The following is a 22546-nucleotide window of genomic DNA, read 5'->3' as shown; positions in this document are numbered from 1 at the left end:
GCCGGCTCCTCTCAGTAGTTGGTGAGCAGGGTGTTCAGCACCCGGGCACCGAACTTCAGGGAATCCGCCGGGACGCGCTCGTCCACCCCGTGGAACATGCCCGTGAAGTCCAGCTCGTCCGGCAGCATGAGGGGCGCAAACCCGTAGCCGGTGATCCCCAGGCGGCTGAGCGACTTGTTGTCTGTACCGCCGGAGAGCGTGTAAGGCAGCACCTTGGCACCGGGATCCTCCTTGTGGAGAGCGTCGATCATCGAGTCCACAAGGTTGCCGGCGAACGGGACCTCAAGCGAGACGTCGTTGTGGACGTAGCTGACGTCCACGCCGTTGCCGGCGAGTTCGCGCACGATCTCGAGGACCTGCTGTTCCTGGCCCGGGAGGGTCCGGCAGTCAACCAGGGCTTCGGCGGACTCGGGAATGACGTTGTGCTTGTAGCCGCCCTTGAGGAGCGTGGGATTCGTGGTGTTCTGCAGGGTCGCGCCGACAAACCGGGCCACCGTACCCAACTGGTTGAGCAGCAGGTCGGCGTTGTCGGCGTCGAACTCCACACCAGTGAGTTCCGTCACCCCGTCAAGGAACTGCCGGGTGGTGGGAGTGAGCTCGATGGGCCACTTGTATTCGCCAATCCGGGTCACGGCAGCCGCCAGCCGGGTCACGGCATTGTCGGTATTGATCTGCGAACCGTGGCCGGCCCTTCCGTGCGCTACCAGGCGGAGCCAGGAGATGCCCTTTTCCGCCGTCTGCAGCAGGTAGGTCCGCTGGCCGCCGATGGTGGCCGAGAAGCCGCCCACCTCGGAGATGGCTTCGGTGGCGCCCTCGAAAAGTTCGGGCCGGTTGTCGACGGCGTAGCGGGCGCCGTACACGCCGCCGGCCTCCTCGTCCGCGAAGAAAGCGAAGATGATGTCCCGCTTGGGCTTCCTGCCCTCCCTGGCAAAACTCCTCAGCACCGAAAGGATCATGGCGTCCATGTCCTTCATGTCGACGGCGCCCCGTCCCCAAATGAGGCCATCTTTCAGTTCTGCCCCGAACGGGTCAACGGACCACTGGTCCCGGAGCGCCGGAACGACGTCCAGGTGGCCGTGGACCACGAGCGCACTGGCTGAGGGGTCCTCCCCTGCCATCCTGGTGACTACGTTCGCACGGCCGGGAGCTGACTCGAAGATCTCGGCGTCCAGCCCCACTTCCTCGATGAGCCCCGCGGCATACTCTGCCGCCGCCCGCTCCCCCGGCCCCGATCCGTCGCCGTAGTTGGAAGTGTCGATCCGGATGAGTTCCTGGCAGATCCGGACAACTTCATCCTCGGGCAGGACGTCAGGCATTGGTGGCTCCTTGGTAGGGAATGACTGGGTGGCACGAGCTGAATCGCTGCCCTCAGCCTACCTACTTGGCCCGATTCGTTGTTCCCGGAAAGTTCGTGTTAGAGTTTTTCTCGCTGCTTCGGAGAGGCGCGAAACGCTGAAAGGCGGAGACGCTTCCCGAAATACCACCTGCGCGGGTGGCGGAATGGCAGACGCGCTAGCTTGAGGTGCTAGTCCTCGAAAGGGGGTGGGGGTTCAAGTCCCCCTCCGCGCACAATGGGAAGCCCCGGAACATCAATGATGTTCCGGGGCTTTTTTGTGTCTCCAACCACGTCGTGACCCGTATCCAGCCGTGGTCCCGTTCCTGATCCTCTACGGGAGCGGAGCATCGGACCGGACGTCTCCAGCAACACGGTTTCGCCTGGTTTTCGTTAGGGTGAGAGCTACGCGTGCGGCAGCAAAATGCTTTCTCACAGGAAGCCAGGGGTGACGGCCCCTGTGGGCCGCACGCGTCAGAGTTCGCAGCCCGCACTTAACGCGGGCCCTCGGGACGGAAGCAGGGGGAATGATGGCCGGCACCCGGAACACCAGGGACGGTCAGGTCCCCAAGTACTTCTACGCCACAGGTGGGTGGGGCAGGGAAACGGTCATCTACGCCTATACCCAGGAAGAGTGGGGGCTTGGCGGCTCCCTGCCCAGCGGAGGCAACTACCAGGCAAGGACATTCACCGGCCTGGCCATCGTCGCCCTGATTGCAACCATCCCAGCAATCCTCGCTCCACTCTTCATCCTGGTCAGCATCTACGCGATCATCACCTCCATCCCTGACCTGGGCGACATGGGCATGGGACTGATCTGGTTCGTCATGTCCGTTGTCTGCACGGTCCTGTTCACCGGCGGCTGGCTGCTGAGTATCCACGCCCTCCGGGGAGAGCTCAAGGCCCGAAAGCTCCGCAAGGGCAGGGGCCTGCCCAAGCCAACGCACGGTGTCACCGACGACCAGGCCCGGCGCTGGTTCGAGGAGCACCCAGGAACCCTGGAGATCAGCCGGGAAAACTTCCCGCTCAGCACCCGCCCGTTCCCGGATGAACCCGAGTACCTGCCCAGCCAAGAGAAACGAGCCTGACGATGGTTTACGACCGGGAACGGTTTGCACGCGAGGACGCCGTCTACGCCGAACACAAGCAAGCGGTCGCCGCCGGCGAGAAGCGCGTCCTGCGCAAGACCAGCACGGGCGGGCTGCACAGCTACCCGGCCGACGAGATCGGGTTCACGCCCGGCCGCGGGCACGCCCAGGTCAGCACCTGGTGGGGCATGGGAATCCTGATGGTCGTCATGGTTCTCATGCTGGCCACCGGCGTGTGGCTCTTCCAGCGTCCGCTGTGGGATGGCGACTTGCCGGAGTGGGGCGCTCTGTGGCTGATCGGTTTCGCCGGGTTCCTGACGCTCTATACGTTCTTCCTCGCCCGTGACGAGTACCGGGCCACCCAGCTGCGCAAGCTCCGTGGGTCCCCGAAGCCGAGCTCCAGCGGCAGCGTCGACATCAACCTCCTGGAACTCGGCCGGAACCGCGGGGACCAGCCCGGCGCGTCCCGATAGGATTCGACCCGTGTTCAACCAGGACAAGCAGTTCCGCAGGCCCGACGGAACGCCCTATGACCCCAGCAGCTTCAACATCGGCCAGTTCGAGGAGCATTACGGTCCGGGCGGTGTACCGGAGGTATGGTCGATGGCAGTGATGTCCGCCTTCGCGTTCAGGACCGCCGTGAAGCGCAGCCGCTGGCTTCGCGAACGGGAAAAGACGAACGGACAGGGGAACTGATGGAGTACCTCTACGGCTTCCTTGCCGTCATTCTTGCCATAGTGGTGCTGCGGCTGCTGAACGCCCACTGGCAGCGCAAGCATTGGCGTACCCGGCCGCCCAGGCACCGGGGCAAGGCGCAATCACAACGAGGCCGGGTCTACAAGAACCCGCCGCCCACGAACCACAACGCCGACCCGTACAGCGGTTGGCCCTAGGCGCCAGTAGCGACAGGCACGTATCGCCATCCGTAGTCCACAGCCGGGGCCAATTCGGCGAGCGCCGCAAGCGCCAGGCAGATGGCCCAAAGCGAGCCTGATTTCCTGCCTCATCAGCACAACGGTGGACAGCGCGGGCCGACTCGCTCATTCGCGTATCCACACCTGGTGCCGTGGGATGCGCAATCAGCCCGGTAGCCTAGGGGCAGCCGCGCCAGACCCGGCATCGTCCCACGTCAACGCGGGTTTTATGTCCTGGCATGGACTATTTGTCACCAAGGCGCCATGCTGCGCCTTCCAGGAAGAAGGACCCGTGAAGAGGACCAGGCCACTATCACTCGCCTTGGCGGTGAGCGCAGTCGCGGGCAGTGCCTTCCTTGGCACCGGCAGTGCCCAGGCTGGATCCCAGGAGAACAACCCCTGCCAGCGGCTGTCTGCGGGACAGGTGAAGTACAACAGCTTCGGTGCAAACCGGGTGACGTTCGCTACCGCCACGGGCCGTGAATCCAACGTCGTCACCATCACCGGGTGCGTTCGTTCCGGCAATGCCTACGTCCAGGAATGGCAGGACTGGGGCTACGCAGGGCTAAAAGGCTTCGCTCCCCCAGGACTGACCTGGGAGGACACATTCAAGTCACCGACCGGCTCGTACAGCGTCACCGAGGCATTGGGCCGTTCCAACCCGGGCACGGCATTGGCCTACCACACGGTCAACGCAAACTCCCGCTGGGGCGGTGAGTACGGCCCTACCTACAACCAGTACTTCGAAGGCAGCGGCGGTCCCTCTGACGAGAACCTCTACACCTACATGAACCAGGGGTATTACGAACAGGCGGCGGTCATCAACTACAACCGCCAGCCGGACATGAATACCGTGCAGGGGGCCTCCTACGCAATCTTCCTGCACGCCGGTCGCACCACTTCCGCCGGCTGCCTGTCCACCAGCCTTGAGACGGTCAACAGGTTCCTGCGCAGCAGCCGCCCCGGCGATCGAATCATTATGGGCGCAGTCGATGACATCTTCACCCCGTATTCAGCGGATCCCTTTGGCGCCATCACGCAGAAATACAGCCAGGGCGGAGGGCCGGCCGGCCAGCTTGGCAGCCCGGTCTCCAATGAGGTGGGCGGACTGAGGGACGGTGGCGCCTTCCAGAACTACCAGGGAGGAGCCATCATCTGGTCTCCCCTCTCCGGAGCCCATTTCTCGTGGGGAGCCACCCGCGGCAAGTGGGCCTCCCTCGGTTATGAAAACGGCCCCCTCGGCTACCCGGTCACTGACGAAGTTGGAGGCCTGCGTGGCGGGGGTGTCTACCAGGTGTACCAGGGCGGCGTCATCATGTTTTCCCCCGCCAGCGGAGCGTACCTTTCGTCTTTCGGGCCAATCCGGGACAAGTGGGCAGAAACCGGCTTTGAAAACGGTGCTTTGGGATACCCCGTCAGTGACGTCATCACCGGCCTCAAGGACGGCGGCTCCTACCAGGCGTACCAGTATGGAGCGATCTTCTCCTCACCCGCTGGGGGAACGCACGCCGTCACAGCTGGCATCTACGGCAAGTGGCGCTCCCAAGGAGCTGAAGGTGGCCCCTTGGGATACCCAACAACCGATGAGTTCCGCGGGCTCCGCAATGGCGGCTCCTGGCAGGGCTTCCAGGGCGGGGCAATCATGTTTTCCCCAGCGTCCGGAGCTGCGGTCAGCGCCGGCCCGATCCGTGACAAATGGGCCTCCACGGGTTTCGAGTGGGGCAGCCTGGGCTACCCGGTCAGCGATGTGATCACCGGGCTAAAGGAAGGAGGTGCCTTCCAGAACTACCAGGGAGGCTCCATCCTGTGGACCCCGGCAAACGGCGCCATCATCTCCGTGGGAGCCATCCGCAACGTCTGGGCCGGACAGAACTTCGAGCACGGTGTCCTCGGCTACCCCACCACGGATGAGTACGGCACGTCAGGAGGCGGTGTTGCCCAGAACTACCAGGGCGGGGTCATCTACTTCGTGCCCAACGTCGGAACCTACGCGGTATCCGGTGCCATCTTCACAAAGCATGAGGCAATGGGCCGCTCACTCGGCGCTGCCGTGAGCCCCCAGGTGGCCATCAAGAACGGTGGCCTGTACCAGAACTTCCAGAACGGCTCCATCCTCTGGTCCCCTGCGACCGGCGCGCACGTGTCCATTGGTGCAACCCGCGGAGCCTGGGCCCAGGCCGGATACGAGAACGGGTTCCTCGGCTACCCAACGAGTGATGAAATCCCGGTCAGCGGTGGTGTCAAACAGACCTACCAGGGTGGATCCATTTACTGGACCGCAGCCCTCGGGGCGTTCTCCATGCCGTCAGAGTTCAGCGCCAAATTCGATGCTGTAAACGGTTTAGCCACCTTGGGGTTTCCCGGAACCAACCGGGTGACCGGGCTGAAAGACGGTGGCTCCTTCATCAACTTCCAGAAGGGCGCCCTGATCTCCAGCCCGGCCACCGGAGTTCGCCTCTCCGTCGGCAAAACCCGCGACGCCTGGGCAGGGACCGGTTTCGAGTGGGGCAGGCTTGGTTACCCGACCACGGATAACTACGTGACGGCAGACGGCAGCACCGTCCAGGATTTCCAGGGCGGACGGATCACCGTTCCCAAGGACGGCGCGGCCAGGATCGACTACGGCACCTCCTGAACCCCGTCACGGGGATGCGATCTTTGTGCGCCTAGGGGGTAATTGTCAGCGGCCTTGTCCTTGCAGCGCACGACGCCCGGCTGAAACCTTCCGCATGGCGAACACGGTTATTCGTCCCGGTATCGTCACACCAATCCACGCCGAAAGGGTAGGCCTCAACGCTGGCCTCCCCCGGCGCTGCCGTCAGCGGCACGTCAAACTGGTAAGAAAACCCGCCGGCATCGTTCATCGCGGCAGTCGTGCTGATGAAGGCATGACCGGCGGCATCGGTGACCGAGACGTAAATCCGGGCGTTCTGTCCGTACCGGGGATTGCAGTCAGCGTCTGCCGCGTGCACTGTGACGGCGTCACCCGGTTTCGCGACAGCCGGGCTCACGGAATAGCTTGGAGGCAAACAGGGCGGCTCTCCTTGCCACGACCCGCCGCAGGCGGATGAAAGACACGACACAAGCACACCGGCCGTAGCCATCACTGCCACGCCTTTCCGCGACGTATCGGCTCGGTGAGCCCGGAACCCCATGGCCTAATTATGCGCAGGGTCGCGGGAAATACGTCGTTTCCGGACTGCATCGTCGCCCTGCCATCAAGCCAGGCGTGCCTTCACGATCTCGCTGGCGGCTTTGCCGTCGAAGCGTCCGCCGATTTTGGGGGTTACGGACTTCATGACCGCACCCATGGAACGCATTGTCAGCGCGGTTCCCCCGGCTCCCATGTCCGCGATGACCCCGTCGATAATCGCCTCGGCTTCCGCGCGGGTCAGGGCCTTGGGCAGGTAGGCCTCGATGACCTCAGCCTCGGCGATCTCGGCCTGTGCCCGGTCGTCGTGCCCGGCGGCGGAATAGGTGGCGGCCGTGTCACGGCGCTTGGCGGCCTCTTTCTGCAGCAACGCCGTGACCTGAAGGTCATCAAGCTCAACCGGGGTCTTTCCTGATTTCTCCCGCGTTTCGATCTCACCAAGGACATTGCGCACCGTGGTGAGTGCGACCTTGTTGCCGGCTTTCATGTGGGCGACGACGTCGCCCTTCAGCTTTTCCTTCATTGACATGTTTTGCCTCATTCTTACGGGTTTGGAAGCGGCCTGGGACAAGCCTATTCCCACCTGGCCGGACCGCTGCCGCATCGCGGCTTGTTTCCCCCACCCCGGGAGGACAGACGGTTTGCGCGCGGCCATAGGCTAGTTTGGAATCCGCAGCGGCCTGGTCCCCCGGGCCCCGAAAGGAGCACCGAGTGGACAGCACGGTTGGCAAGTGGTTCCTGAATCGGGCCGAGCGCGGAAACCCGGCTTCCTTGATCCACGCCGGCGGTGCAGAATCACCACCCTGGTCGGAAGGCAACCTGGTCAGGCCCCTGGTGCATGGGGCTGCCTACTTCTCCAGGCTGCACGCGGAGCTGTCCGCCCTGGAGGCTGGAGACCGGGTATGGTTCACCGACTGGCGCGGCGACGGTGATGAGCAGTTGGAACCCGGTGGTACGACGATTGGCGGGTTGCTCGCTGAACTGGCCCGGTCCGGCGTCGAAGTACGCGGCCTTGTCTGGAGGTCACACGGCGAACGGGTGTCAGCCCCCATCAGTGGACGCTCAAACGAGCTCCTCAGCCGCCAGATCAACGACTCCGGCGGGGAGGCGCTGTTGGATCAGCGCGTCCGTCTCTTCGGTTCCCACCATCAGAAACTGGTGGTCATCCGCCGCCGTGACGACCCCTCCCGCGACGTAGCCTTCGTAGGGGGAATCGACCTTTCACACAGCCGCCGCGATGATGCCGGCCATGCAGGAGACCCGCAGGCAGTGAAGATGGATTCCCGCTACGGGCAGCGGCCTCCCTGGCACGATGCCGCCCTTGAACTGCACGGTCCCATAGTTGCCGGTGTGCTTGCCGTGTTCGCAGAACGGTGGAACGACCCCCACCCGCTGGACCGCAGAACCCCATACCGAATGCTGTTGCAGCGCCTGGCCCGCATGCCGAGGCACCCTAAACCCTTGCCGGAGGCCGCTCCTCCCCCTCCACCGGCCGGCCCACACGCCGTTCAACTGCTGCGCACCTACGGTGTGAAGCACCCGCCATTCCCGTTCGCCCCCAACGGAGAACGAAGCATAGCCAGGGCGTACGCAAAGGCCTTCGCCCAGGCCCGCTCGCTCATCTACATCGAGGACCAGTACCTGTGGTCAACAGAGGTCGCCGCCGGTATTGCAGAGGCCCTAAAACGCAACCACAGGCTCAACGTCATCATCGTGGTGCCCCGGTACCCGGACTCTGACGGCTTCCTTGGCGGACCGCCCAGGCGCCTGGGGCAACTGCGTGCCGTCGGAATGCTTCGCCGGGCCGCACCGGACCGGGTGGGGGTGTTCGACCTGGAGAACAGTGAGGGGACGCCGATTTATGTCCACGCCAAGATCTGCATTATCGACGACACCTGGTTCACCTGCGGGTCGGACAACTTCAACCGCCGGTCCTGGACTACCGACAGCGAGCTCACCTGTGCAGTAATCGACACATCGGCTGGTGGGACGCCCGGCGATAACAAGGGCGCACCAGGGACCCACCCGCTCGCGAGGATGCTGCGGCTCCAGCTCTGGGCCGAGCATCTGGGCCTTGACCAGGACGACCCGCGGCTCCTTGCGGACGGGGGCGAACTGGAGCTGTGGAACAGCGCAGCCGATGGCCTGGACCAGTGGCACCGCACCGGCCGTTCCGAACCCCGCCCGGCCGGGCAGGTGCGTCACCACACACCCCAGCCCGTACCGCCGTTCCACCGCCTGTGGGCCGATCCCGTTTACCGGTTCATTGTGGACCCGGATGGCCGGCCGCGCCCGCTGCGTGGCACGTCCCGGTTCTAGGAAGGCGGAAACAAATCATTGGGGGAAAAATGAAGTTGATACAGTCCGCGGTGCTCTCGGTAGTGCTGGCGGCCGGCCTGACCGGCTGCACTGATTCCAGCCCCATGCGTGGACCGGAGCAGGGAAGCCCCACGGCGGAAACTGCTCCCGGTGTTACCCCTTCTGCGGGGCCTGTGACGTTGAGGGGGCAGTTCCAGTCCCAGGGAGCAGTCACGACGGGAACGGTGGCGATCCACATCACCCAAGCCGGCGCTGTCCTGCAGCTGGAGAACCTTGCAACCGGCGCCGGCGACGATCTCCGCCTGATGCTGAGCCCGGGCACGCTGGTCCCAGGGACGGGCGGCGGCGCCGGACTGTCATCGGCCAGGCTGATCGAGCTGGGGCCGCTCACGGGGGCCAGCCAGCGGGTGGAAATGGACGCCGCCAGATGGGCCGCCCTGCGGGAACCTATCCGCAGCGTGGTGATCTATGACTACGCCGGGAAGACCGCCTTGGGCACCGCCAACCTGCAGGAAGACTGAATGCCGGTGGACCGGGCGCTGCCCGCAAGCGGCGCTTTCGGTAGGTTGGAGCGGTAAGGGCATCCGCAACCGGACATGGGAAACAACGTGAAAGCAATCGTGTACGAGGAAACTGGGCCCGCATCCGTGCTGAAGCTCCAGGACAAGCCATTGGCGGAGCCAGGAGCGGGAGAGGTCCGCGTCCGGGTGGTGGTGTCCGGAGTGAATCCCACCGACTGGAAGTCGCGGTCCGGAAGCGGAAGCAGGAAGCTGGACGCCCCGAAGGTTCCAAACCAGGACGGAGCCGGAGTCATCGACCAGCTGGGCGCCGGAGTGGCCGGCTTCACCGTGGGCGATCGCGTCTGGCTGTGGGACGTCGCCTGGGGCGGCAACGAAGGTACCGCCCAGGAATACGTGGTGGTGCCGAGCCACAAAGCAGTGGCCCTTCCCGACGCCGAGTCCTTCGACACCGGCGCCTCGTTGGGGATCCCGGCCCTGACGGCGCACCGGGCCCTGACCTCGAACGAGGACGGGCCGGCCCGGCTCTCCCCCGGTGCCCTGGCGGGGCGAACCGTCCTGGTCACGGGAGGCGCCGGAGCCGTAGGCCATGCGGCCATCCAGCTCGCACGGTGGGCCGGTGCCGCCGTCATAACGACCGTCAGCGGGGACCGCAAAGCTGAGCTTGCCCGCCGTGCCGGCGCCGGAACGGTTATCAACTACCGGACGGACGACGTTGTCGACGCCGTCCACCAAGTGGCCACGGACGGCGTCGACATCATTGTGGACGTCAACGCGCCCGCCAACATCGAAACGGACCTGGAGATCCTCAAACCGGGCGGAACCATCTCCATCTACGCGGCGAACCCCGGAGAATCACTCACGCTCCCCATCCGCGAAAGCATGACCAAGAACGTCCGGTACCAGTTCATCCTCACCTACACAGTCACCGACGAACAGAAGCAGCGCGCCGTGGCCGCCGTGGCCGAAGCGCTCGCCGCCGGCGCGCTCCGGGTGGGTGAAGAACACGGGCTGCCACTGACGCGCTTCCCGCTGGAGCAGACTCCTGCAGCCCACGATGCGGTGGAACAGGAGACCATTGGAAAGGTGCTTATCGACGTCGCGCCGGCCACCTGAGGCCTTACCGCGAATTACCGGGACAGGCGGTCCCTGGCTGCGTGCTCAACCAGGACCGGTATGAACGCCCTGACCCTGCCCGTGTCCAGGAGGCTGTGTTCCTGCTGCACCACGTCCTCAATGTGCTCCCTGGACAGGGCGGGAAACTTCGCCGCGAGCCTGTCCACCACATCGCCCAGCGCCCGCAACTCTTCGCTCACTCCCATTGGGGAAGTGTCAGGGATCCGGCCAACCCCGTCAAGACTTGACTAACGGGGGCCGGGACGTGGAGCGCGCGCCCACCAGCAGCGTACGACGTCGGGCGGCCGGCTGCGCACGGAGGTTTGGGCAGATGCTCCACACCGACGCACCCGCGATAGTCCCGCCGTCGTCAGTGCGGGTGGAGCCTCCGGGACCGCGGGGGCCGGTTCCGTCCCTGGGCGTGCGTCCCTGCCGCCACCGGACGGTACTCAATCCGCCGCTTCTCCGTCCGGATGTCGCGCCGCTCCTGCCGCCGCGCCTTCCTTTCCGGCCGGTCGATGGCGGACAGGATGGTCAGCGTCACGGTGACCCATAGGAACGCCGTCCCCAACACCAAGGCGATCTCCAGCTCAGTGCTCATGCACTCAATTTTAGGCCCGCGGCGCAGGTTCCAACCCCTGCAGACCCACAGCATCGACGCGTAAACCCACAGGGTTCAGAACAAGCCCAGTCCTTTGACAGCAGCTATAACATCGGAGACCTGGACAGCGAGCAGGGCAGGGTCCGGCTGGGCCGCGAAGGTGTCCCCACGCCGCAGTTCGGCCCGGGTCAGGACAACATGGGGTCCCGGCGGTGGACCCCAGATCTCGGGTGGGGCCGGACCAAAGAGCACCACGGATGGGGTGCCGTAAGCAGATGCCAGGTGCGCAGCCCCGGTGTCGGCCGAGACCACCAGGCGGGCGGCGGCGATCGTGGCAGCGAACTCCGCCAGGCCCAATACCCCGGCCAGTACGGCAGTGCCGGGCAGTCCTGCAAGGCGGCACACTTCCTCCGCGCGGTCCCTCTCGGAAGGGCCTCCGGTGAAGACCACCTGGTGTCCGGCTTCCGTCAGTGCAGTCGCCACCGCGGCAAACCGCTCCGCCGGCCACAGCCTGCTGCCGTAGGCGGCTCCCACATGCAGGACTGTTGCACCGGGGACGGGACTGGGGACGTGCGGTGTGTTCAACTGCACATCCAGCGGATCGGCTTCTACTCCATGCCATTCGAGGAGCCGGACCCAGCGCTCGCGCTCGTGCAGTTCCGGCCGCCACGGCGGCCCGTCCCGGTAAGCGCTTCGATGGCCCAGGGTCTGGCGGGCCTTAAGCGCCTCGATCCTCCCTTGGCTCTCCGGGCCGCTGCCGTGCAGATTGATGGCCACGTCCACCACGCCCGGATCCATCGCCAGCGGCTCGTCAAGACCGTGCGTGGGCAGCAGCTCGTAGCCACCCACCAGTCCCAGGGCCTCTGACAACCACCCCTGCGCGGCGTAGCGCAGCCGGTGCCCGGGAAACGCGCGTTGGATGCCTTTCAACGCCGGTACGGCCACCAGCAGGTCGCCCAGCTTCAAGGCGCGCAGGACCAAAAGCTCGGGTTTGCCGTCTGCGGGTATCGGAGTACCTGCCTCCTCCGCCATAACCGGGCCGCTCATGCGTTCTGCTTCGGGAACGTGGTGGCAGTGAGGCTGCGGACGTCCTCGTAGACTTCCGTGACACCTATACCGGCCACCACTGAGTCGTCGTGGACGCAGCGCGGTGCTGTCCAGCCAACCTGGGTGACGTCGATGCCGCATGTGGCGCAGGCCGTGACCCATGAGGCGTGGACGCGGTGAAGGCTCCGCCCCAGCGCCCCGGCATTAATCACGTTGCCTGCCCAGAAGATGCCGACAGTCGGCACACCAAGGGCCTGCGCCAGGTGCCTTGGTCCGCTGTCATTTGCCACCACAACGTCGGCTTCCGCCAGCAGCGCCACCAGGCCTGCCATCTCCAGTTCGCCTGCCGCGGAATGAACTGCTGAGGAGGCCGCCCGGGAGGCAATCTCCGCTGCCAGCTCCTGTTCACTGGAATCGCCGACGATGACCACCCGCGAACCATCAGCCGCGCAGGCAGCAGCAAGTTCCGCGAATTTGGCTGCGGGCCAACGACGGCGGGGGTCGGTGGCGCCGGGGTGGATCACTACGAGCGGCTGGGCGCGGTCGCCGCTGCCGGCTTGGGAGGTTGCGGCCAGCGGGGAGGGTGCAAGCCGCGCCTCCAGGTCCACGGGGAAGGCGCCCGCGAAGCCGGCCACCTCCAAAGCCCTGAGGGGTTCGTGCTGGTAGTAGAGGTAAGGGACGGTGCGCTCAAGGCTTGCGGCGTCGGCCGTCCGGGTCCCTACCGTGTGGCGCGCCCCCAGCCTCAGCAGGAAGGGGTTCGAGTATCGTCCGCCGCCGTGGAGCTGGACGGCCACATCAAAGTGGCGCCCGCGCATGTCAGCAAAGAAGCGGTCCAGTTCGCCGGCATTTTCCTCCCCGGGCCGTACGCCTTCCGCGAACGGCAGGACAACTACCTCATCCACCGGGCTTTCCACCGCTCCGAGCAGAGCCTTGTGAATCGGCGTGCCCAACAAGGTGATCCTCGATGCAGGATAGGCCGCCTTCAACGCAGCCATTGCCGGAATCGCGAAGATCAGGTCCCCCAGGCCGCCTCCGCGCAGGACAACGATCCTGGACACATCATCAAACTTTTCCAGCACGGGACCGACGCCCACCCCGATTTGTTCGGCACCGCCAAACTCTGCAGTGAGTTGCTCCACAAACTGCCCCTTCCGTCACCGGGAGGGAACAGCCCCGGCTGTCCCTCCACTGCCCATGCAGCCGCACAGCGGTTTAAAACCCGCGGCCGCTCCTTTGATCCTTTACCCAATCGGCAGTGGATCTACGCTCCCTGTTGGGGAATACCGGCTTGATGCTGTACGTTTCATACCCGACAGCCAATCAAAGAAAAGAGAAGCACCCAAAGTGGCAACCGATTACGATGAACTGCGTTCCGACGTCAAGGAATCGCAGGACAACTCACTCGAGCAGCTCCAGTCAGCAAATGCTCCCGACGCCCGCAGTGTTGTGCAGGAGTTGGACGAGGCTGACGGGCTGGACGGCGCCGGGGTCCCTGGTGGCGAATTCGTCGCTGAGGAGCTCGTAGTCCAGGTCATCCCCCAGGCTGAGGATGAATTCACCTGCTATTCCTGCTTCCTGGTCCGCCACCGGTCCCAGATTGCCCGGCAAAAAGACGGCCACAGCTACTGCACCGAGTGCGAAGGCTAGTCAAGAAGCTTTCCGAGGGGCAGGTTCGGCCGGTCCCGCCCGAAAGGCACGCCGCATCAGGTGTGCCTTTCGGGTTTAAGCGCTAAACCGGCCGCCGGTCCCCGTGGCCTTTTAAGCCTTCACCCAGCTCAGCTGGGTAGCGTTGGGGACAGTACAGACGACGTCGGTACCTACCATGCCCACCCGGCAGCAAGGAGGCAACGGTGGCCAGCCCCGCCAGCTTATGGGAGACGTTCGCCGCGGCATTTACCCAGGCGAACGTTCCCACCGTCACATGGGCGGAAATGCTGCTGTCGGTGGCGGCCGCCGTCGTGCTGTCCATCCCCCGGCGCAGTTGGCGCTACTTCGGCCTCCTGGCCACGGCGACCCACGAGCTCGGCCATGCTTTCGCTGCCCTGACCTCCGGGCAGCGGCTGTCCGGCATCCGCCTCCGGCTTGACCACTCCGGAACCACCACCACCTACAGCAGAAGCAGGCTGGCCGCCGCCTGGTCCTGCTTCTGGGGGTACCCCGTGCCTGCCCTGGCGGGCGCCGCCTTTGTGTGGTGCGGGCTGAACGGATGGGGACCCGCAGCCATGGCCGTCAGTGCGCTGGTGCTGGCGGTTTCGCTCCTGTTCCTCCGCAACCTTGCCGGGTTTGTGATTACCGGCGCTGCCATCGGCGGTGCAGGCGCGCTCACCTTCCTTGCGCCGCCTTCCGCCGTGGGGCATGTGGCCGTCATTTTCGGCCTTGCGCTGCTCGTCGCCGCAGTGCGGGACCTGCTCAAACTCACCCACGTGCACCTCCGCCGTCGGGACCGTCTCAGCAGTTCCGACGCGTATCTCCTGTACCGTGCCACGTCTGTTCCGTCCGGAATCTGGATTGCCCTGTTTACGCTCGTGGTGGCCGGCGCATGGGGGGTGGCCTGGCAGCCCATCTCGATAATCCTGCTGTAAGGCGCCTAGGGCGCAGGGGTGGCGCATAGGCTTGTGGCATGAGCCAGGAAACGGAAAGCACCACCGCAGCGACCGACCACACCAAGGGGCACAGCACCCGCGGAGCCTATGTGACAGGCGGAGCCGAATTCACCCGGGACACCAACTACATAGAGGACCGCATCACCAGGGATGCTTCGCCCGGCAGCAACGGCGAGCCGGGGTGGCCGGTGGAAGCGGGGCGCTACCGCCTGATTGCCGCCAGGGCCTGCCCGTGGGCGAACCGGACGGTCATTGTCCGCAGGCTGCTGGGGCTCGAAGAAGCCATTTCGCTGGGCCAGCCCGGCCCCACCCACGACGCGCGTTCCTGGACCTTCGACCTCGATCCGGGCGGAGTGGACCCGGTCCTGGGCATAGAGCGCCTGCAGGAGGCCTACTTTAAGCGCTTCCCGGGGTATCCGAGGGGAATCACCGTGCCCGCCATCGTCGACGTACACAGCGGTGAAGTGGTGACCAACAATTTCCCCCAGATCACCCTTGATTTCTCGACCGAGTGGACAGAATTCCACCGGCCGGGTGCTCCGCAGCTCTACCCCGTGCACCTCCGCGAAGAAATCGACCAAGTGAACAAGCGGGTGTTCACTGAGGTCAACAACGGCGTCTACCGCTGCGGCTTCGCCGGATCACAGGAGGCCTACGATTCGGCGTACCAGCGGCTGTGGACCGCTTTGGACTGGCTTGAGGAGCGCCTCTCGCAGCAGCGGTACCTGGTGGGCGACACCATCACCGAGGCGGACGTGCGGCTGTTCACCACGCTGGCACGGTTTGATCCCGTGTACCACGGTCATTTCAAGTGCAACCGCCAGAAGCTGAGCGAAATGCCCAACCTGTGGGGATATGCACGGGACCTGTTCCAGACGCCCGGCTTCGGGGACACCATCGACTTCGTGCAGATCAAGCGGCATTACTACGTCGTGCATGAGGACATCAACCCCACGGGGATCGTCCCGGCCGGCCCGGATCTGTCCGGATGGTTGACTGACCACGGGCGGGAGTCGCTGGGCGGGCGGCCGTTTGGCGAGGGCACACCGCCGGGGCCGATCCGGCCGGGCGAGGAAGTCGCGCCGGGACACGGCGCAGCCGCCTGAGCCAAAACAGGGCTAGAAACCGCTTTCCTCCTACACTGGATGGCATGCAGACTTCTCTGGGTTTCGTGGCGCCGGGGTACGAGGGTGTCCTGGCACTGTTTGAGTCATTCCTCGCGGAGGACTCCCGCTACAGCGCGCAGTTGGCCGCCTACCGGAACGGGGTCCCGGTGGTACGCCTGACCGGCGGCCCGGACATGGCACCGGATACGTTGACCGGCGCCTACTCCTGCTCCAAGGGCGTCGCCGCACTGGTCATCGCCCTGCTGGTCCAGGACGGTGTCCTTGACCTGGACAAGACCGTCGCGCATTACTGGCCCGAGTTTGCCGCGCACGGAAAGGACAGGCTCCTGGTCAGGGAGGCGCTGTCGCACCAGGCGGGGCTGCTGGGTGTTGAGGGCGGCTTCGGCCTGGACGAGTTCACCACGTCCAAGGCTGCCGCCCGGCTTGCGGATGCCGCTCCCTCCTGGGAGCCCGGGCGCCAGTTCGGCTACCATACGCTCACTATCGGCATCCTCATGGAGGAACTGTGCCGGCGGACCACGGGCGAGGCCCTGCAGGACATCTATGACCAGAGAATCCGGAAGCCGCAGGACGTGGATTTCTTCCTGGGGCTGCCGGAGGACCAGGACGTCAGGTACCGGGATGTCCTCTATGAGGCAGACCCGGCGGAGGTGTGGGTCGACCCGCTCAGCCTCGATGGCATGAACGGCAACGCCCCGGTCAGCACCATCATGGAGCTGCCCAACATCCGCTCGGTGCGCGCCGCCGGCATGTCCGCGGCCGGCGGGGTGGGCTCCGCCGACGGGCTGGCGCGGTTGTATGCGGCAGCCACCACCGGCGTCGAGGGCAGTGAGCCGTTCCTCACAGCGGGGACCATCACGGCAATGACCCGGGAGCAGGTGTGGGGCCTGGACCGGTCCTCGGGCCTGGACAATGCCTTCGCCGTCGTCTTCATGAAGCCCCACCCCTCGCGGAACTTTGGCAGCCACCGCGCCTTCGGCCACGAGGGGGCCAACGCGGCCCTTGGTTTTGCCGACCCGTCCTATGGCCTGGGCTTCGGCTACATCCCCCGGCGCGCGGAAGAGGGGCGTACTCCGGGCCGGGCCCACCGCCTGGCCGCTGCGGTCCGGCGTTCAGCAGCCGGTTTGTCCTGACGCATCCCCGGCCCTACTGTTGTCCGGATGGGCAATACTCAGGCACGGCCGGATGCACGGTGGGCTCGGGGGACCCAACTTCTTAGACAATCAGTGGCGGGGCTTTCTGCTGCCTTCGCGGCGCAGCGGCTGCAACTGGCAGGGAAAGCGGCCATAGCCGCAGGGCTGGCGTTCGCCATCGCACCCCTTATGCCGGGCGCCGCCTCGCACTACGCGTACTACGCGCCGCTCGGCGCCCTGGTGGCGATGTATCACAATGTCGCCGGGTCCGTGAAGCAGGGGGCGCAGGCCCTGGCGGGGCTGGCGATGGGAATCGGCCTTGCCTTCGTCCTGGTGAGCATCGGTGCGCCCTCACCCCTGACAGTCGCCGTGTTCATGGGGGTGGGCGTCCTGCTGGGCGGCTTGCCGGGCATCGGTTCAGGCAGTGATTGGATTCCGACGGCGGCCCTGCTGGTTCTGCTGGTCGGCGGCAGTAATGCCGAAGATTTCTCCTACGGATACCTGGTGCAGATGGCAGCCGGAGTGGCGGTGGGCATCGCGGTGAACTTCCTGATCTTCCCACCCCTGCACCTCAACGCCGCGGCGTCCAGCCTTGCCGACCTAAGGGTCGCCCTGGGCAAGCAGTTGCTGGACATGGGCGCCGCCCTGAAGGAAAAGTGGCCTCCTGAGCACGAAGACTGGTCGCGCAGGTCGGACGAACTGGCCGAGGCCGCAAGATCAGTGCGGCACCTGGTCAAGGAAGCCGATGCCAGCCGCAGGGCCAACCCCCGCCGGAAGCTCCATCCGCGTGACATGGACCAGGACTTTCGCGACCTGCAGGACCTGGAGCGTGTCACGTTCCATATCCAGGACATGACGGATGTGCTCTCTGACGTGATCTGGGAAGACGAGGTGCCGTATGCCATCCCGTTGCAGGACAATGAGCCCCTCGCCGACGCCATCACCGCAACCGGACAACTGGTGTCCACGGACACCGATGGTGACGACCAGGACCGGAGGGACCGCTATGACGCCGCCAAGGCGGCGGTGGAAGCCTGTATGGCTGCCACCGCGCGCAGGCCCGCAGAACAGGGAACGGTCCCTGCGTCGGAATCGGTCCTCCTCAGCCTCCACCGGATCCTCCGGGCGGTCCGTCCCCAGGACCAGGCCGGCCGCCCGGGTCCTGGAGACGGAGCCGAGGCTCCACGGCCGTGATTACAGGGCGGAAACCGTCCCGCTGAAATGGCGCCGCCCCGACCGCGGACTCCAGGCGACAAAGCTTGAGCGCTTCCATGCCCCGGACCCGCCCTGTTCCGTCGCGATCTCCAGTGCGACCCGGGAGGGCAGGAAGACCGGCGCCTCGAACTCCACGTCCCACCTGAACGAGTCGCCCCGGGCGGGGCCAACATCCGCGAGCGCCCGGGACGCCAGGTACATGCCGTGGGCTATCGACCGCCGCATGCCCAGGGCTTTGGCCGAGAGCACACTCAGGTGAATGGGGTTGAAGTCCCCCGAGACTGCTGCGTACGCGCGGCCGGTGTCCACGCCCAGGTGCCATAGGGCCGTTGGGTCAGGTGCCGTGAAATCCGCCTTGGGCGGGGTGGCTGTGGGCTTGTCGATCCCCGGCAGGAACACTCCCTTGGCCAGGTAAGTAGACACCCCGCACCAATGCACATCACTGGAGCCGGCACGCCGCACTTCCGCCACGACGTCCACTTGCGTCCCCGCACGGTGGCCGCGGAGGTTTTCTACCCGGGCGGTCATGTCAAGAACATCGGTGAACACCAGCGGTGATCTTTGCTCAACGCTGTTGCGCAGGTGGATCATCCCCAGCAGGGGCAACGGGAAATCGTCCCTGTTCATGACGCTCATGGCCAACGGGAATGCGATGGCGTGGATGAAGCCTGCAGGGAGGACGTCACTGGCCGTCTCGCCGATCAGGTGCTGATAGGCCGTAAGGTTCTCGACCCCCACCGTGACGTCCCTGACTTCATGGCTCTCCGCCGGGAGGACGGAAGAGTCATGCGTGCCCAGGAGCCTGCGCCGTGCCGCCTGCGCGGCCGCATTCACGTAGAGCTTGGACAATGACGGCATCTCGGCCAGGACCACCGGTTGCTGGACTGTCATGCCCCCACCAGGTTCTGCCCGCACACCCGCAGCACCTCCCCGTTGATCCCGCCCGCGGCGTCGCTGGCCAGGAACGCGATGGTCTCCGCGACATCGGACGGCAGGCCGCCCTGCTGCAGCGAGTTCAGCCGTCGTGCCACCTCGCGGACGGCAAAGGGAATGCGCGCCGTCATCTCGGTTTCAATGAATCCGGGAGCCACGGCATTGATGGTGCCGCCGTGGGACGCGAGCAGGGGTGCTGTGGCACGCACCATTCCCATCACTCCGGCCTTGGACGCGGCGTAATTGGTTTGTCCCCGGTTTCCGGCGATGCCGCTGGTGGAGGCCACTGAAACAATACGCGGTGCCACCCGGAAGTGTTCGGATGCCAGCAGTGCCTCATTGATACGGAGCTGGGCGGCAATGTTGATGTTGATCACCGCGTTCCACCGTGCCTGGTCCATGTTGGCCAGGAGCTTGTCCCGCGTGACGCCGGCGTTATGCACCAGGATGTCCAGCCGCCCGTGCCGCTGCACGGCATGGTCGATGATCCGCTGGCCCGCATCCGCGCCGGTGATGTCGAGCTGCAGCGCGGTGCCGCGCACCCCGTTTGCTACCGTGGCCAGCTGGTCGCCTGCCGCAGGAATGTCGACCAGGATCAAGGTGGCACCATCGCGGTGCAGCGTCCTGGCGATCTGGGCACCGATGCCGCGGGCCGCGCCGGTCACAACGGCCACCTTGCCTGACAGCGGCTGCTCCGGGTCTGTGGGAAGACTGCCGTCCTCCGTTGACACCGTGAGGAACTGTCCGTCAACGAACGCTGACCGGCCGGAGAGGAGGAACCTTACGGCGCCCAGGGCGCTGGGGCTGGTGGCGGTGGTGCCGTCAGAAAGGACGACCCCGTTCCCTGTTGCACCTGCCCGCAGTTCCTTGGCCAGGGACCGTAGAAAGCCGTCCACCCCCTGCCGTGCTGCCGCGGCTGCGGGCGAGGACGCTTCCGACGCCGGGCGGGACAAGGTGATGATCCGGCCGCCGGCCCGCAGGTCCCGGAGGGACCCTGCCGCCGCCAGCACCGGCTTTTCCAGGTCTGCCGGATGTCCGAGCTCATCAAGGACCAGGATGATGGCTCCCAGCTTTTCGGCCGGGACGGCGTGCCGCCGAACGTCGAGGTCCCAGGACAGCAGTTCTGCAGCGAGCTTGTCCGCCCCCGGAGTATCACCGAGGACGACGACGGGTCCGGTCACCAGTGGCTGCCCGGGCTGGTAGCGGCGAAGGACCGCGGGTTGCGGAAGGCCGAGCTTCTTTGCCAGGTTGCGGCCAAGGCCGCTGTTGACCAGTTGTGAGTATGTGTCCGCCATGGCCGCCTCCTACAGAGATTCCAGGATCGCGACGACGCCCTGGCCGCCGGCGGCGCATACGGACACCAGGCCCCGCGCCGGCCGCCCGGTGGAAGCAGCCTTGGCGTGGAGCATTTTGGCCAGGGTGCCTATGATGCGGCCGCCGGTGGCGGCAAAGGGGTGGCCTGCGGCGAGCGAGGACCCGTTGACGTTGAGGCGGGAACGGTCGATGCTGCCGAACGCACCCTCAAGGCCGAGGCGGGTGCGGCCGAACTCGGCGTCCTCCCATGCTGCCAGGGTACTGAGGACGGTGGCGGCAAAGGCTTCATGGATCTCGAAGTAATCGAAGTCGGCCAGCGTCAGGTTTTGCCGGGCCAGGAGCCTGGGCACGGCGAACACCGGAGCCATCAGCAGCCCGTCCTTGCCGTGGACAAAATCAACCGCCGCGGCTTCGGCGTCCACCACGGCTGCCAGCTTGGGCAGGTCGCGGGCATCAGCCCATTCGTCGGAGGCCAGCAGCACCGTGGAAGCACCGTCGGTCAGCGGGGTGGAGTTACCCGCTGTCATGGTGGCGTCTGCACCGAGGTTGCGGCCGAAGACCGGCTTCAGGGACGCGAGTTTCTCCAGTGAAGTGTCAGCCCGCAGGTTCCCGTCACGCGTCAGTCCCCGGTAGGGAGTCATCAGGTCGTCGAAGAACCCGGAGTCGTAGGCGGCAGCAAGGTTGTGGTGGCTGTTCAATGCCAGCTCGTCCTGCGCTTCCCGGGAGATCTTCCACTGCGCGGTGGTCAGGGCCTGGTGCTCGCCCATAGACAGGCCGGTACGCGGCTCCGCTGTGCCTGGGGCCAAAGGGGCCAGGTCCTTGGGCCGGAGCCGGCTGAGGATCTGGAGCCGCTGGGGAAGGGTTTTGGCCCGGTGAAGGTCCAGGACGACCTCGCGGAGCCCCTCGCTGACCACCACCGGTGCATCGGACGCGGAGTCCACGCCGCCGGCAATGGCGGAATCAATCTGTCCCAGCTTGATCTTGTTGGCGAGGCCAACCACGGTTTCAAGGCCTGTGGCGCACGCCTGCTGGAGGTCGTACACGGGGGTTTCGGCAGAAAGCGCCGATCCCAGGACGGCTTCCCGGGTGAGGTTGAAGTCACGCGAGTGCTTGAGTACCGCGCCCGCCGCCACCTGGCCGATGCGTTCGTCCTGAAGGCCGAAGCGGGCGATCAGGCCATCGAGGGCTGCCGTCAGCATGTCCTGGTTGGAGGATTTGGCGTAGGCTCCCCCGGCCCGGGCGAACGGGATCCTGTTGCCGCCGACGATCACCGCCCTGCGGGTTGCCGGGACGGCAGGCATGGCTGATCCGCCTGCGGGGATGGACTGTCCTTCTGTGGACATGGAGGGCTCCTCTGGTCACAAGTGGTTACCGATACCCAGCGTACCTGATACGCTGGGTATCGTGAACCTTCAGGACACGCACTCCCCCCTCACCATCGAAGTGCCCTCGCCGGCCAGCCCCGACGGGCGTTCTTCCCGCTGGCAGAGCCACCGCGAGGAACGGCGCAGGGAACTTATCAAGCAGGCCCGCCGCGCGGTGCACGTCCTGGGCAGCGACGCTTCCATGGAGGACATCGCCACAGCAGCCGGAACGTCGAAGTCCGTCTTCTACCGTTACTTCGGGGACAAGGCAGGGCTGCAGCAGGCGGTGGGTGAGGTGGTGCTCAGCCAGATGCAGCACCGTATCCAGGAGGCCGCCCAAAGTGCCCTCACGCCGCGGGAGGGCCTGCTCGCCATGGTTTCGGCCTACCTCCAGATGGCCGATACCAGCCCCAACGTCTACACCTTCGTCACCAGCTACGCGCCAGGTGATACCGCCGGCCCCGCGCACCCAGCTGCGCCCGGCGGACCACTGGGCCCCTTTTTTGACGCCATCGCGGACATGATCGCCACTCCCATGCGGTCACACCTCGGCGACGTCAGGGAAACCGTCATCGGCTATTGGCCAAAGGCGGCAATCGGCCTGGTACGGAATGCCGGCGAACAATGGCTGAGCACCCCGGATTCCGCTGCCAAACCTGACCAGGAGACCATGGCCCGCCAGATCACGGCGTGGCTGTGCGTGGGCATCGTCCCCGAACTCACTCCCGCTTCACCGACCACCAAGTTATCCGCCAAAGAAGGACTGTGAC

General features: G+C 65.8%; 24 protein-coding genes and 1 tRNA gene. 15 read left to right on the top strand and 10 right to left on the bottom strand.

The genetic code is table 11. The features are described from left to right. Nucleotides 1–11: 11 nt before the first annotated feature. Nucleotides 12–1316: a M20/M25/M40 family metallo-hydrolase gene (locus tag VIK36_RS11300; RefSeq protein ID WP_324641974.1), complete on the bottom strand. Its 1305-nt coding sequence runs from the start codon at nucleotides 1314–1316 to the stop codon at nucleotides 12–14. Between the two features lie 170 nt (nucleotides 1317–1486). Here VIK36_RS11300 and VIK36_RS11295 point away from each other — a divergent pair. From VIK36_RS11295 to VIK36_RS11270, 6 genes are all read left to right on the top strand, one after another. After that, nucleotides 1487–1569, top strand: a tRNA-Leu gene (locus VIK36_RS11295). Nucleotides 1570–1860: 291 nt separating this feature from the next. Further along, nucleotides 1861–2421 carry a hypothetical protein gene (locus tag VIK36_RS11290; RefSeq protein WP_324641973.1) on the top strand — a complete coding sequence of 187 codons (561 nt, stop codon included), beginning with the start codon at nucleotides 1861–1863 and terminating at the stop codon, nucleotides 2419–2421. Nucleotides 2422–2423: 2 nt separating this feature from the next. After that, a complete protein-coding gene (locus tag VIK36_RS11285; protein ID WP_324641972.1) occupies nucleotides 2424–2894 on the top strand; it encodes a hypothetical protein in 471 nt (156 codons plus the stop codon). A gap of 10 nt (nucleotides 2895–2904) precedes the next feature. Beyond that, nucleotides 2905–3117 (top strand): hypothetical protein, encoded by a 213-nt coding sequence (locus VIK36_RS11280; protein WP_324641971.1) that lies wholly within the window; start codon nucleotides 2905–2907, stop codon nucleotides 3115–3117. Further along, the gene (locus tag VIK36_RS11275) at nucleotides 3117–3314 is read left to right on the top strand and encodes a hypothetical protein (RefSeq protein WP_324641970.1); all 198 of its coding nucleotides are present in this window, start codon (nucleotides 3117–3119) and stop codon (nucleotides 3312–3314) included. The genes VIK36_RS11280 and VIK36_RS11275 overlap by 1 nt, the downstream gene beginning before the upstream one ends. 313 nt (nucleotides 3315–3627) lie before the next feature. Beyond that, a complete protein-coding gene (locus tag VIK36_RS11270; RefSeq protein ID WP_324641969.1) occupies nucleotides 3628–5970 on the top strand; it encodes a hypothetical protein in 2343 nt (780 codons plus the stop codon). A 31-nt stretch (nucleotides 5971–6001) separates the two neighbouring features. Here the strand turns inward: VIK36_RS11270 and VIK36_RS11265 are convergent, their stop codons facing one another. Both VIK36_RS11265 and VIK36_RS11260 read right to left on the bottom strand, forming a co-directional pair. Next, the gene (locus tag VIK36_RS11265) at nucleotides 6002–6346 is read right to left on the bottom strand and encodes a hypothetical protein (protein ID WP_324641968.1); all 345 of its coding nucleotides are present in this window, start codon (nucleotides 6344–6346) and stop codon (nucleotides 6002–6004) included. A 207-nt stretch (nucleotides 6347–6553) separates the two neighbouring features. Further along, entirely contained in the window at nucleotides 6554–7015 is a 462-nt protein-coding gene (locus tag VIK36_RS11260) for a GatB/YqeY domain-containing protein (RefSeq protein ID WP_324641967.1), read from the bottom strand. Nucleotides 7016–7197: 182 nt separating this feature from the next. On the opposite strand from VIK36_RS11260, the gene VIK36_RS11255 reads away from it, so the two are divergent. The 3 genes from VIK36_RS11255 (at nucleotide 7198) to VIK36_RS11245 (ending at nucleotide 10439) form a co-directional block, all read left to right on the top strand. After that, nucleotides 7198–8805, top strand: coding sequence for a phospholipase D family protein (locus VIK36_RS11255; protein WP_324641966.1), 1608 nt, complete (start codon nucleotides 7198–7200; stop codon nucleotides 8803–8805). Between the two features lie 29 nt (nucleotides 8806–8834). Then, nucleotides 8835–9326, top strand: coding sequence for a DM13 domain-containing protein (locus VIK36_RS11250; RefSeq protein ID WP_324641965.1), 492 nt, complete (start codon nucleotides 8835–8837; stop codon nucleotides 9324–9326). Between the two features lie 87 nt (nucleotides 9327–9413). Further along, nucleotides 9414–10439: an NADPH:quinone reductase gene (locus VIK36_RS11245; RefSeq protein ID WP_324641964.1), complete on the top strand. Its 1026-nt coding sequence runs from the start codon at nucleotides 9414–9416 to the stop codon at nucleotides 10437–10439. A gap of 14 nt (nucleotides 10440–10453) precedes the next feature. Here the strand turns inward: VIK36_RS11245 and VIK36_RS11240 are convergent, their stop codons facing one another. From VIK36_RS11240 to VIK36_RS11225, 4 genes are all read right to left on the bottom strand, one after another. Further along, entirely contained in the window at nucleotides 10454–10645 is a 192-nt protein-coding gene (locus VIK36_RS11240; RefSeq protein ID WP_142133845.1) for a three-helix bundle dimerization domain-containing protein, read from the bottom strand. A 164-nt stretch (nucleotides 10646–10809) separates the two neighbouring features. Further along, entirely contained in the window at nucleotides 10810–11040 is a 231-nt protein-coding gene (locus VIK36_RS11235; RefSeq protein ID WP_324641963.1) for a hypothetical protein, read from the bottom strand. A gap of 75 nt (nucleotides 11041–11115) precedes the next feature. Then, on the bottom strand, nucleotides 11116–12087 hold the full coding sequence (locus tag VIK36_RS11230) for a glycosyltransferase family 9 protein (protein ID WP_324641962.1): 972 nt from the start codon (nucleotides 12085–12087) through the stop codon (nucleotides 11116–11118). Then, nucleotides 12084–13226, bottom strand: a complete 1143-nt coding sequence (locus tag VIK36_RS11225; RefSeq protein WP_324641960.1) for a glycosyltransferase family 9 protein — start codon at nucleotides 13224–13226, stop codon at nucleotides 12084–12086. The genes VIK36_RS11230 and VIK36_RS11225 overlap by 4 nt, the downstream gene beginning before the upstream one ends. A 205-nt stretch (nucleotides 13227–13431) precedes the next feature. Between VIK36_RS11225 and VIK36_RS11220 the strand changes: the two genes are divergently transcribed. The 5 genes from VIK36_RS11220 to VIK36_RS11200 all read left to right on the top strand — a co-directional run bounded on the left by VIK36_RS11220 (nucleotide 13432) and on the right by VIK36_RS11200 (nucleotide 18144). Then, nucleotides 13432–13734, top strand: coding sequence for a DUF4193 domain-containing protein (locus VIK36_RS11220; protein WP_018761323.1), 303 nt, complete (start codon nucleotides 13432–13434; stop codon nucleotides 13732–13734). Nucleotides 13735–13937: 203 nt separating this feature from the next. After that, nucleotides 13938–14669 carry a M50 family metallopeptidase gene (locus tag VIK36_RS11215; protein WP_324641958.1) on the top strand — a complete coding sequence of 244 codons (732 nt, stop codon included), beginning with the start codon at nucleotides 13938–13940 and terminating at the stop codon, nucleotides 14667–14669. A gap of 38 nt (nucleotides 14670–14707) precedes the next feature. Continuing rightward, the gene (locus VIK36_RS11210; RefSeq protein WP_324641956.1) at nucleotides 14708–15796 is read left to right on the top strand and encodes a glutathione S-transferase family protein; all 1089 of its coding nucleotides are present in this window, start codon (nucleotides 14708–14710) and stop codon (nucleotides 15794–15796) included. A 44-nt stretch (nucleotides 15797–15840) separates the two neighbouring features. Continuing rightward, nucleotides 15841–16950 (top strand): serine hydrolase domain-containing protein, encoded by a 1110-nt coding sequence (locus VIK36_RS11205; RefSeq protein WP_324641955.1) that lies wholly within the window; start codon nucleotides 15841–15843, stop codon nucleotides 16948–16950. 93 nt (nucleotides 16951–17043) lie between these two features. Further along, nucleotides 17044–18144, top strand: coding sequence for an FUSC family protein (locus tag VIK36_RS11200; RefSeq protein WP_324641954.1), 1101 nt, complete (start codon nucleotides 17044–17046; stop codon nucleotides 18142–18144). Here the strand turns inward: VIK36_RS11200 and VIK36_RS11195 are convergent, their stop codons facing one another. The 3 genes from VIK36_RS11195 to VIK36_RS11185 are packed head-to-tail and all read right to left on the bottom strand — an operon-like array spanning nucleotide 18145 to nucleotide 21755. Next, on the bottom strand, nucleotides 18145–19056 hold the full coding sequence (locus tag VIK36_RS11195; protein WP_324641953.1) for a MaoC family dehydratase: 912 nt from the start codon (nucleotides 19054–19056) through the stop codon (nucleotides 18145–18147). After that, complete coding sequence (locus tag VIK36_RS11190) at nucleotides 19053–20393, bottom strand: 3-oxoacyl-ACP reductase (RefSeq protein WP_255172217.1); 1341 nt, start codon at nucleotides 20391–20393, stop codon at nucleotides 19053–19055. The genes VIK36_RS11195 and VIK36_RS11190 overlap by 4 nt, the downstream gene beginning before the upstream one ends. Before the next feature lie 9 nt (nucleotides 20394–20402). After that, the gene (locus tag VIK36_RS11185) at nucleotides 20403–21755 is read right to left on the bottom strand and encodes an acetyl-CoA C-acetyltransferase (protein ID WP_324641952.1); all 1353 of its coding nucleotides are present in this window, start codon (nucleotides 21753–21755) and stop codon (nucleotides 20403–20405) included. 61 nt (nucleotides 21756–21816) lie between these two features. Between VIK36_RS11185 and VIK36_RS11180 the strand changes: the two genes are divergently transcribed. Next, nucleotides 21817–22545 carry a TetR/AcrR family transcriptional regulator gene (locus VIK36_RS11180; protein ID WP_324641950.1) on the top strand — a complete coding sequence of 243 codons (729 nt, stop codon included), beginning with the start codon at nucleotides 21817–21819 and terminating at the stop codon, nucleotides 22543–22545. The last annotated feature ends 1 nt before the right edge of the window (nucleotide 22546 follow it).

The organism is Pseudarthrobacter sp. LT1 (assembly GCF_035621795.1).
Classification (GTDB): domain Bacteria; phylum Actinomycetota; class Actinomycetes; order Actinomycetales; family Micrococcaceae; genus Arthrobacter.
Note: the sequence above shows the minus strand (reverse complement) of the source record. Positions and strands in the feature narration are given on the sequence as shown.

Excerpts from the sequence above, each read along its gene's own strand:
- VIK36_RS11300 (WP_324641974.1), bottom strand. The coding sequence starts at position 1,316 with ATGCCTGACGTCCTGCCCGAGGATGAAGTTGTCCGGATCTGCCAGGAA.
- VIK36_RS11290 (WP_324641973.1), top strand. The coding sequence starts at position 1,861 with ATGATGGCCGGCACCCGGAACACCAGGGACGGTCAGGTCCCCAAGTAC.
- VIK36_RS11285 (WP_324641972.1), top strand. The coding sequence starts at position 2,424 with ATGGTTTACGACCGGGAACGGTTTGCACGCGAGGACGCCGTCTACGCC.
- VIK36_RS11275 (WP_324641970.1), top strand. The coding sequence starts at position 3,117 with ATGGAGTACCTCTACGGCTTCCTTGCCGTCATTCTTGCCATAGTGGTG.
- VIK36_RS11260 (WP_324641967.1), bottom strand. The coding sequence starts at position 7,015 with ATGTCAATGAAGGAAAAGCTGAAGGGCGACGTCGTCGCCCACATGAAA.
- VIK36_RS11250 (WP_324641965.1), top strand. The coding sequence starts at position 8,835 with ATGAAGTTGATACAGTCCGCGGTGCTCTCGGTAGTGCTGGCGGCCGGC.
- VIK36_RS11240 (WP_142133845.1), bottom strand. The coding sequence starts at position 10,645 with ATGGGAGTGAGCGAAGAGTTGCGGGCGCTGGGCGATGTGGTGGACAGG.
- VIK36_RS11235 (WP_324641963.1), bottom strand. The coding sequence starts at position 11,040 with ATGAGCACTGAGCTGGAGATCGCCTTGGTGTTGGGGACGGCGTTCCTA.
- VIK36_RS11230 (WP_324641962.1), bottom strand. The coding sequence starts at position 12,087 with ATGAGCGGCCCGGTTATGGCGGAGGAGGCAGGTACTCCGATACCCGCA.
- VIK36_RS11210 (WP_324641956.1), top strand. The coding sequence starts at position 14,708 with ATGAGCCAGGAAACGGAAAGCACCACCGCAGCGACCGACCACACCAAG.
- VIK36_RS11205 (WP_324641955.1), top strand. The coding sequence starts at position 15,841 with ATGCAGACTTCTCTGGGTTTCGTGGCGCCGGGGTACGAGGGTGTCCTG.
- VIK36_RS11195 (WP_324641953.1), bottom strand. The coding sequence starts at position 19,056 with ATGACAGTCCAGCAACCGGTGGTCCTGGCCGAGATGCCGTCATTGTCC.
- VIK36_RS11190 (WP_255172217.1), bottom strand. The coding sequence starts at position 20,393 with ATGGCGGACACATACTCACAACTGGTCAACAGCGGCCTTGGCCGCAAC.
- VIK36_RS11185 (WP_324641952.1), bottom strand. The coding sequence starts at position 21,755 with ATGTCCACAGAAGGACAGTCCATCCCCGCAGGCGGATCAGCCATGCCT.